The sequence below is a fragment of the Cobetia sp. genome, from assembly GCF_983723665.1.
Genome location: NZ_CFDJES010000149.1, coordinates 1 through 6,557, shown reverse-complemented (window position 1 = coordinate 6,557; position 6,557 = coordinate 1). Strand labels below are relative to the sequence as shown.

Sequence of the window (6,557 nt, the reverse complement as noted above, 5' to 3'; positions counted from 1 at the left end):
TCTTGATGTACGTCAATAAAGGCGGATGTGCGGCGAAATATAGATGGCAAGCCTGAGCATGCCGAGGGGAAAATACGTGGATGCTGTCATGCAATATGGCGGGCCTGATCGATCACCACCATGGCGATTGATCGGATGGCTGGGCCTGCGGCAAAGCGTCATCGTGCACGATAGCCTGGTGTTTTCTATGCTCTTTGGGTCAGCTGGTAGAAAGATGACTGCCATGATCGATGGAGTTTGGTGGTATGCCTTGTCGTCACGGGCCTGACCGTGATATCTCTGCGACTGTGCGTCCCACAACGGGATGAACAGAGTGCAACCCCTGGAGTCCTGAGGAGTCGCCCATGGAACTGGATCCCGTGATCCTGTCACGCATACAGTTCGGATTTGTCGTGTCATTTCATGCCGTCTTTCCGGTGTTTACCATCGGTCTGGCATCCTATGTGGCCTTGTTGCATGGCCTTTTCTACAAGACAGGCAATGCCGCCTGGGAGCGCCTTGCAGCGTTCTGGGTGAAGGTATTCGCCGTGGTCTTCGCGATGGGCGTGGTCTCCGGCATCGTGATGGCCTTCCAGTTCGGCACCAACTGGAGCAACTTCAGTTATGCCACCTCCAACTTCATCGGCCCGATGCTCAGCTATGAGGTGGTGACCGCCTTCTTCCTGGAGGCCGGCTTCCTCGGCGTACTGCTGTTCGGGCGTGGCAAGGTGCCGGAAGGCGTCCACCTGTTCGCGGCACTGATGGTGTCATTGGGCACCTTCATCTCCTCCTTCTGGATTCTGTCCTCCAACAGCTGGATGCAGACACCGGCGGGCGTCGACTTCATTGATGGCCACTTCTTCGTGAATGACTGGAGTGCGGCCATCTTCAATGCCTCCTTCCCCTATCGCTTCACGCACATGGCGATCGCCTCGTTCCTGACCGGTGGCTTTGTGGTGGCCGGGGTCAGTGCCTGGTATCTGCTGATCGGACGTGATGTCGAGGCCAACAAGCGCGCGCTGTCCATGTGCATGTGGCTGCTGCTGGTGCTGGCGCCGGCGCAGGCGGTGGTGGGCGACATGCACGGCATCAACACGCTGGAGCATCAGCCGACCAAGGTGGCGGCGATGGAAGGCAACTGGGAAACCCAGTCGGGCGCGCCCTTGTTGCTGTTCGCCTGGCCGGACAAGGAAGCCCAGATGAACCACTTCGAGATTGCGATCCCGAAGCTGGCCAGCCTGATCCTGACCCATGATCCCGATGGCGTGGTGCCGGGCCTCAAGGAGGTCGAGCCCGACATGCAGCCGCCGGTGTGGTTCGTGTTCTGGTCGTTCCGCGTGATGGTGGCAGTGGGGCTGGTGATGATCGCGGTGGCGTTCATCGGCCTGTTCCTGCGTCGCGATGGCAAGCTCTACCGCTCGCGCCCCTTCCTGCAGACGCTGCGTCTGATGTCGATCGCGCCATTTTTCGCCGTGCTGGCCGGCTGGTTCGTCACCGAGGCTGGACGCTCACCCTGGCTGGTCTACGAGATGATGACCCAGCAGGAGGCCGTCACGCCGTCACTGACCGGCTGGATGGTGCTGGCCACGCTGATCGGCTACTTCCTGGTCTATCTGGTGGTCTTCGTGACCGGTAGCTACTACCTGACGCGCGTCATCCGTGGCGGCATGCAGCCCGAGCTGCCGCATGACGATGTCGAAACCGCGATGCGCCCGCTGTCCGCCGCGCACGAGAGTCTCGATGATGATGCCAGCCGTACGGTAAGGAGTTGAGCACATGGAACTGATCAATCTGACCATGATCTGGGCGCTGATCATCGGCTTCGGCATCATGATGTACATCCTGATGGATGGCTTCGATCTCGGGGTCGGCATCCTCTATCCCTTCGCCCCGGATGAACACGCCCGTGACGTGATGATGAATTCGGTCGCGCCGGTCTGGGACGGCAATGAAACCTGGCTGGTACTGGGCGGGGCCGGCTTGCTGGCGGCGTTTCCGGCGGTGTACTCCATTCTGCTGCCGGCGCTGTATCTGGGGGTCTTCCTGATGCTGGCCGGCTTGATCTTCCGCGGGATTGCGTTTGAATTCCGCTTCAAGTCCACGCGCAATCGGCATTGGTGGAACGTCGCCTTCAGTGGCGGTTCCTACGTGGCGACCTTCTGTCAGGGCGTGGTGGTCGGGGCCTATATCCAGGGCTTTGCCACCGAAGGCCATGTCTATGTCGGCGGCGCCTTTGACTGGCTGACCCCCTTCACGGTGATCACCGGGCTCGCGCTGGTGGCGGGCTACGCTCTGCTGGGGGCCACCTGGACCATTCTGAAGAGTGAAGGCGAGGTTCAGGCATGGGCCTATCGCATCACGCCCAAGTTGCTGATTGCCGTGCTGGTCGGCTTCGGGGTCATCAGCCTCTACACGCCGTTCGTCGATGAATACGTGCGGGAGCGCTGGTTCAATCATATCGGCATGTTCTGGGTATTCCCGGTGCTGGCGCTGTGCTGTGCGGCCTTCATCTGGCGTGCCGTCAGCAAGCGCCTGGAGGGCCAGCCGTTCGTCGCGACTCTGGGACTGTTCCTGTTCACCTATCTGGGGCTGATCTTCAGCAAGTGGCCGTATCTGGTGCCGCCGGACATCACCATCTGGGATGCGGCGTCAGACCCGGGCGCGCAGCTGTTCCTGCTGATCGGCGCACTGTTCGTGATTCCCATCGTGCTGGGCTATACCGCCTGGAGCTACTGGGTCTTCCGCGGCAAGGTGCAGGACGGTGGCTATCACTGATCTCACGCAGGGGGCAGCGCAGGGGACAGCGCAGAACGCCCCGACCAGCGCCGCTGGCAATGACACGGCGCGTGCAACCGTCAGCGACGACAGTGTCACTGGCAAGGAGCGCGACAAGGCCAGACGCAAGGCTGCCGGCAAGTGGCTTACCCAACAGGCGACGCGCGAGCGTCGCCTGTTGGGTATGGCGGCGCTGTGCGGCGCCTTGGCGGGGCTGGCAACGGTTGCGCAACTGATACTGCTGGCTTGGCTGGTCACTCAGGTGATCGAGCAGCCCGCGGCGTTGGCTCGCCTGTGGTGGCCGTTCGGCGGCCTGGTGGCGCTGCTGGCGGTGCGTGCCTTGCTGAGTGCCGCGCAGGAGCTATGTGCCCAAAAAGCCAGTCAGCGCCTGCGCCAGCGGGTGCGTCGAGATGTAATGGATCACCTGCAGGCATTAGGCCCGGTGCGCGCCGCGCAGTTTCATGGCGCCGATGTGGCCCAGCGCTGGGTCGAGCAGGTCGAGGCGTTGGAAGGCTACTTCGCGCGTTTCTACGTCCAGCTGCGCCTGGTGCTGATCAGCCCGCTGGTGATTCTGGCCATCGTGGTCAGTCAGGACTGGCTGGCGGCGATTCTGCTCGCGCTGACCGCGCCGCTGATTCCGTTGTTCATGGCGCTGGTCGGCATGGGGGCCGAGTCGCTCAATCGCGAGCAGTTCGTCGCGGTTGCGCGCCTGTCGCGCCACTTTGTTGATCGCGTCCGGGGGATCACAACACTACGGCTGTTCGGCCTGGGTGAGCAGGCCACGCAGGAGGTCACGCTGGTCGCTGATGATTATCGCCGCCGCAGTCTGCGCACGCTGCGCCTCGCCTTCCTCTCATCAGCGGTACTGGAGTTCTTCTCGTCGGTGTCGATCGCGGTGGTCGCGATCTATATCGGCTTCGGCCTGTTGGGCGACATTCCCTTCGGGCCCGCCCAGTCGTTGACCCTGTTCAGCGGCCTGCTGATCCTGCTGCTGGCGCCGGAGTTCTTCCAGCCGCTGCGCACCCTGTCTCAGCACTATCATGATCGCGCCTCGGCCTTGGCCGCCGCGGACTCGCTGCTGGAGCTGTTCGACACGTCCGTCGCCCCGGCGCGTCAGGCCTCCACGATGGCGTCGGCCAGTGTCTCGCTGCCCGGCGATGTGATGTTGCAGCTGGAGGCCGTCACGCTGACGCATCCCGGGCGGGGCAGGGTGCTTGGCCCGTTGGATCTCACCTTGAAGGCCCACGAGGTGCTGGTGATCAGCGGCCCGTCCGGGGCCGGCAAGTCATCGTTTTTGCAACTGATGGCAGGATTCGTGGCCCCCGATGAAGGCCAATGCCTACGCCGAGATACCACTGGCCTTGCCTGGATGGATCAACGCCCGCTGCTGATGCAGGGCAGTCTGGCCGACAACCTGCGTATCACCGCGCCAGACGCCAGTGATGATGCGATCGTTCAGGCGCTGACGAGCGCCGGCCTTGGCGAGGTGCTGGCCGCCTTGCCGCAGGGCATCGCCAGCCCGTTGGGCGAAGGCGGGCGCGGGCTGTCCGGCGGCCAGGCTCAGCGTCTGGCGCTGGCGCGGGTCTTCTTGAGCGATGCGCCGCTGGTGTTGCTCGACGAGCCAACCGCCAGTCTGGACGCCGACACCGAACAGCGCCTGATCGCCGGCTTCCAGGTGTTGGCCGAAGAAGGCCGCACGCTGGTCATCGCCACTCACCATCCGGCCTTGAGGGCCATGGCGACGCGCCAGCTGTGTCTGACCCGTGATGGGGTCGTTGGCACTACTGGAGAGACACAGGATTCTGGGGAGGGCGCATCATGATCGGACCTGCTCGTACTCTCGGTCCTGGCTCCACTCCCTCGACGCGCGAGGCACTGGCCGCGCTGGCGCCCTGGTGGCGAGTGCATGAGCGCTACCGCCGTCGACTGCTGCTGGGCGTGGTGCTGATGGCAATGACCGCGCTGTCGGCACTCGGGCTGCTGGCGGTCTCGGGGTGGTTCATCACGGCATCGGCATTGACGGGGGCTGCGCTGGCTGCCGGTGCCGTCGCCGTGCTGGATGTCTACACGCCGGGCAGCGCGATTCGCCTGTTTGCCGTCTCGCGCACCGTCTCGCGCTATCTGGAGCGTCTCTACAATCACGACACCATCCTGCGACTGCTGGCCAGCCTGCGCGGCAGTGCCTTTGCCTCGCTGGTCAGCATGGACCCCGCACGGCTGGCAGCCCGGCGCTCCAGTGACTGGCTCAATCGTCTGACCGCGGATATTGACACCCTCGATGCGCTCTATCTGCGTCTGGCGGCGCCTCCGGTGATGGCCTTGCTGCTGATTGTGGCGCTGCTTGGCATCACGCTGGTGTGGCTACCGGGCGCGACGCCGTGGCTGGCGCTCTTGCTGTTGACTGGCTGGGCGTGGCTGACACTCGGGCAGGCACGCTGGGGGCTGGTGGCCAGCCGTCGGCGTGTGACCACTCTCGAGGCATTGCGCTCCAGCCTGATGGAGGCGCTGCGCGGGCATGCCGAACTCGAGGCCTACGCGGCGCTTGGCCATGTGCGTGAGCAGCTGGAGGCGGTGGAGGCGCGTCTGCTGGCGGACCAATGGCGGCTGGCGGTCATCAGTGCCGTCGGCAATGCGCTGGCCGTGCTGGTGATCGGACTCGCCTGGTTGCTGTTGCTAGCGATGGGCATGCTCGCCCTGCGCGATGGCCAGCTCAGCGGCCCGATGCTGGTGATGCTGCCGCTCGCGGCGATGGCGCTGGGTGAGGGGCTGGCGGGGCTGCCGACGGCCTTCAGCCAGGCCGGGGCGACGCTTGGCGCCGCGGAGCGCCTCAACGATATCGAGCACGCCGCGGGTGTCGTGCACGGTGATGCTCGCCTGTCAGCGGGGCCGATCAGCGTCTCGCTGGAGCAGGTCAGCTATCGCTATCCGGGCGCCTTGTTCGAGGCATTTTCAAACGTCTCGCTCACTGTCGAAGCCGGTGCGCAGGTCGCGATCTGTGGCGCCTCCGGCGCTGGCAAGTCGACGCTAGCGGCGCTGCTGACCGGGCAGACCAGCCTAGCCTCCCGCGGCCTGCAGATCAGATGCAATGAACAGCAGGGCGGGGGTACTGAAGAGCAGGGCGGGCGGGTGTTGCTCAATGGCCGTGAGGTGCATCACTACGCGCCTCTGGCGATTGCCGAGGGCGTCGGCTGCCTCACCCAGCAGGTCGATCTGTTCGATGCCAGTCTGGCTGACAACCTGCGACTGGGGGCCGCCGACGCCGATGATGCCGCGCTGTGGCGGGTGCTGGCCGCGGTGGATCTCGCCGACTGGGTCGCGAGTCTGCCGCAGGGGCTGGCGACACGCGTTGGTGAGGGCGGTCGTCAGGTGTCGGGTGGCCAGGCCCGGCGCATCAGTCTGGCGCGCCTGGCGTTGACCAACCCCGGCCTCGTGCTGCTGGATGAGCCTTTCTCGGGGCTGGATGCCACGACAGCGCAACGCGTCGCGCAGGGTCTCGCTGACTGGCTGGCGGGCAGGACGGTGATCTATCTGCTGCATGAGCATGATCTCGCGGCGCCACGCCCCGGCACCGAGGCCGTGACCCGTGTCTGCTGGCTGGATCGCTGAGCATCCATCGGGATCAAATCATGGCAGGGGGAAACGGAAAAAGCCTCCCGGGCAGGGTGCCCGGGAGGCTTTCTTGTCACTGGACCCGTCGATCAGGTTCAGTCAGTTGGGCTCAGTCCATCAGTCCCAGTCGGGGGCGAAATCCGGGTTGGCGATGCGCTCACCGCGATCCAGCTCGGCGATCTTCGCCATGTCTT

Annotated in this window: 4 protein-coding genes; all 4 read left to right on the top strand. The window is 64.6% G+C overall.

Annotated elements, in window-relative coordinates; translation table 11 throughout:
- Positions 1-344: 344 nt before the first annotated feature.
- Genes AC4FAH_RS12545 through cydC form a run of 4 tightly spaced genes read left to right on the top strand, consistent with a single transcriptional unit; the run spans position 345 to position 6,360 of the window.
- The gene (locus tag AC4FAH_RS12545; RefSeq protein ID WP_054557186.1) at positions 345-1,751 is read left to right on the top strand and encodes a cytochrome ubiquinol oxidase subunit I; all 1,407 of its coding nucleotides are present in this window, start codon (positions 345-347) and stop codon (positions 1,749-1,751) included.
- A 4-nt stretch (positions 1,752-1,755) separates the two neighbouring features.
- Positions 1,756-2,754, top strand: coding sequence for a cytochrome d ubiquinol oxidase subunit II (gene cydB / locus AC4FAH_RS12540; RefSeq protein ID WP_287024363.1), 999 nt, complete (start codon positions 1,756-1,758; stop codon positions 2,752-2,754).
- Positions 2,741-4,576 carry a thiol reductant ABC exporter subunit CydD gene (cydD, locus tag AC4FAH_RS12535; RefSeq protein ID WP_287020828.1) on the top strand — a complete coding sequence of 612 codons (1,836 nt, stop codon included), beginning with the start codon at positions 2,741-2,743 and terminating at the stop codon, positions 4,574-4,576. Before cydB ends, cydD begins: the two co-directional genes overlap by 14 nt.
- Complete coding sequence (gene cydC, locus AC4FAH_RS12530) at positions 4,573-6,360, top strand: thiol reductant ABC exporter subunit CydC (RefSeq protein WP_213114453.1); 1,788 nt, start codon at positions 4,573-4,575, stop codon at positions 6,358-6,360. Before cydD ends, cydC begins: the two co-directional genes overlap by 4 nt.
- Positions 6,361-6,557 lie beyond the last annotated feature (197 nt).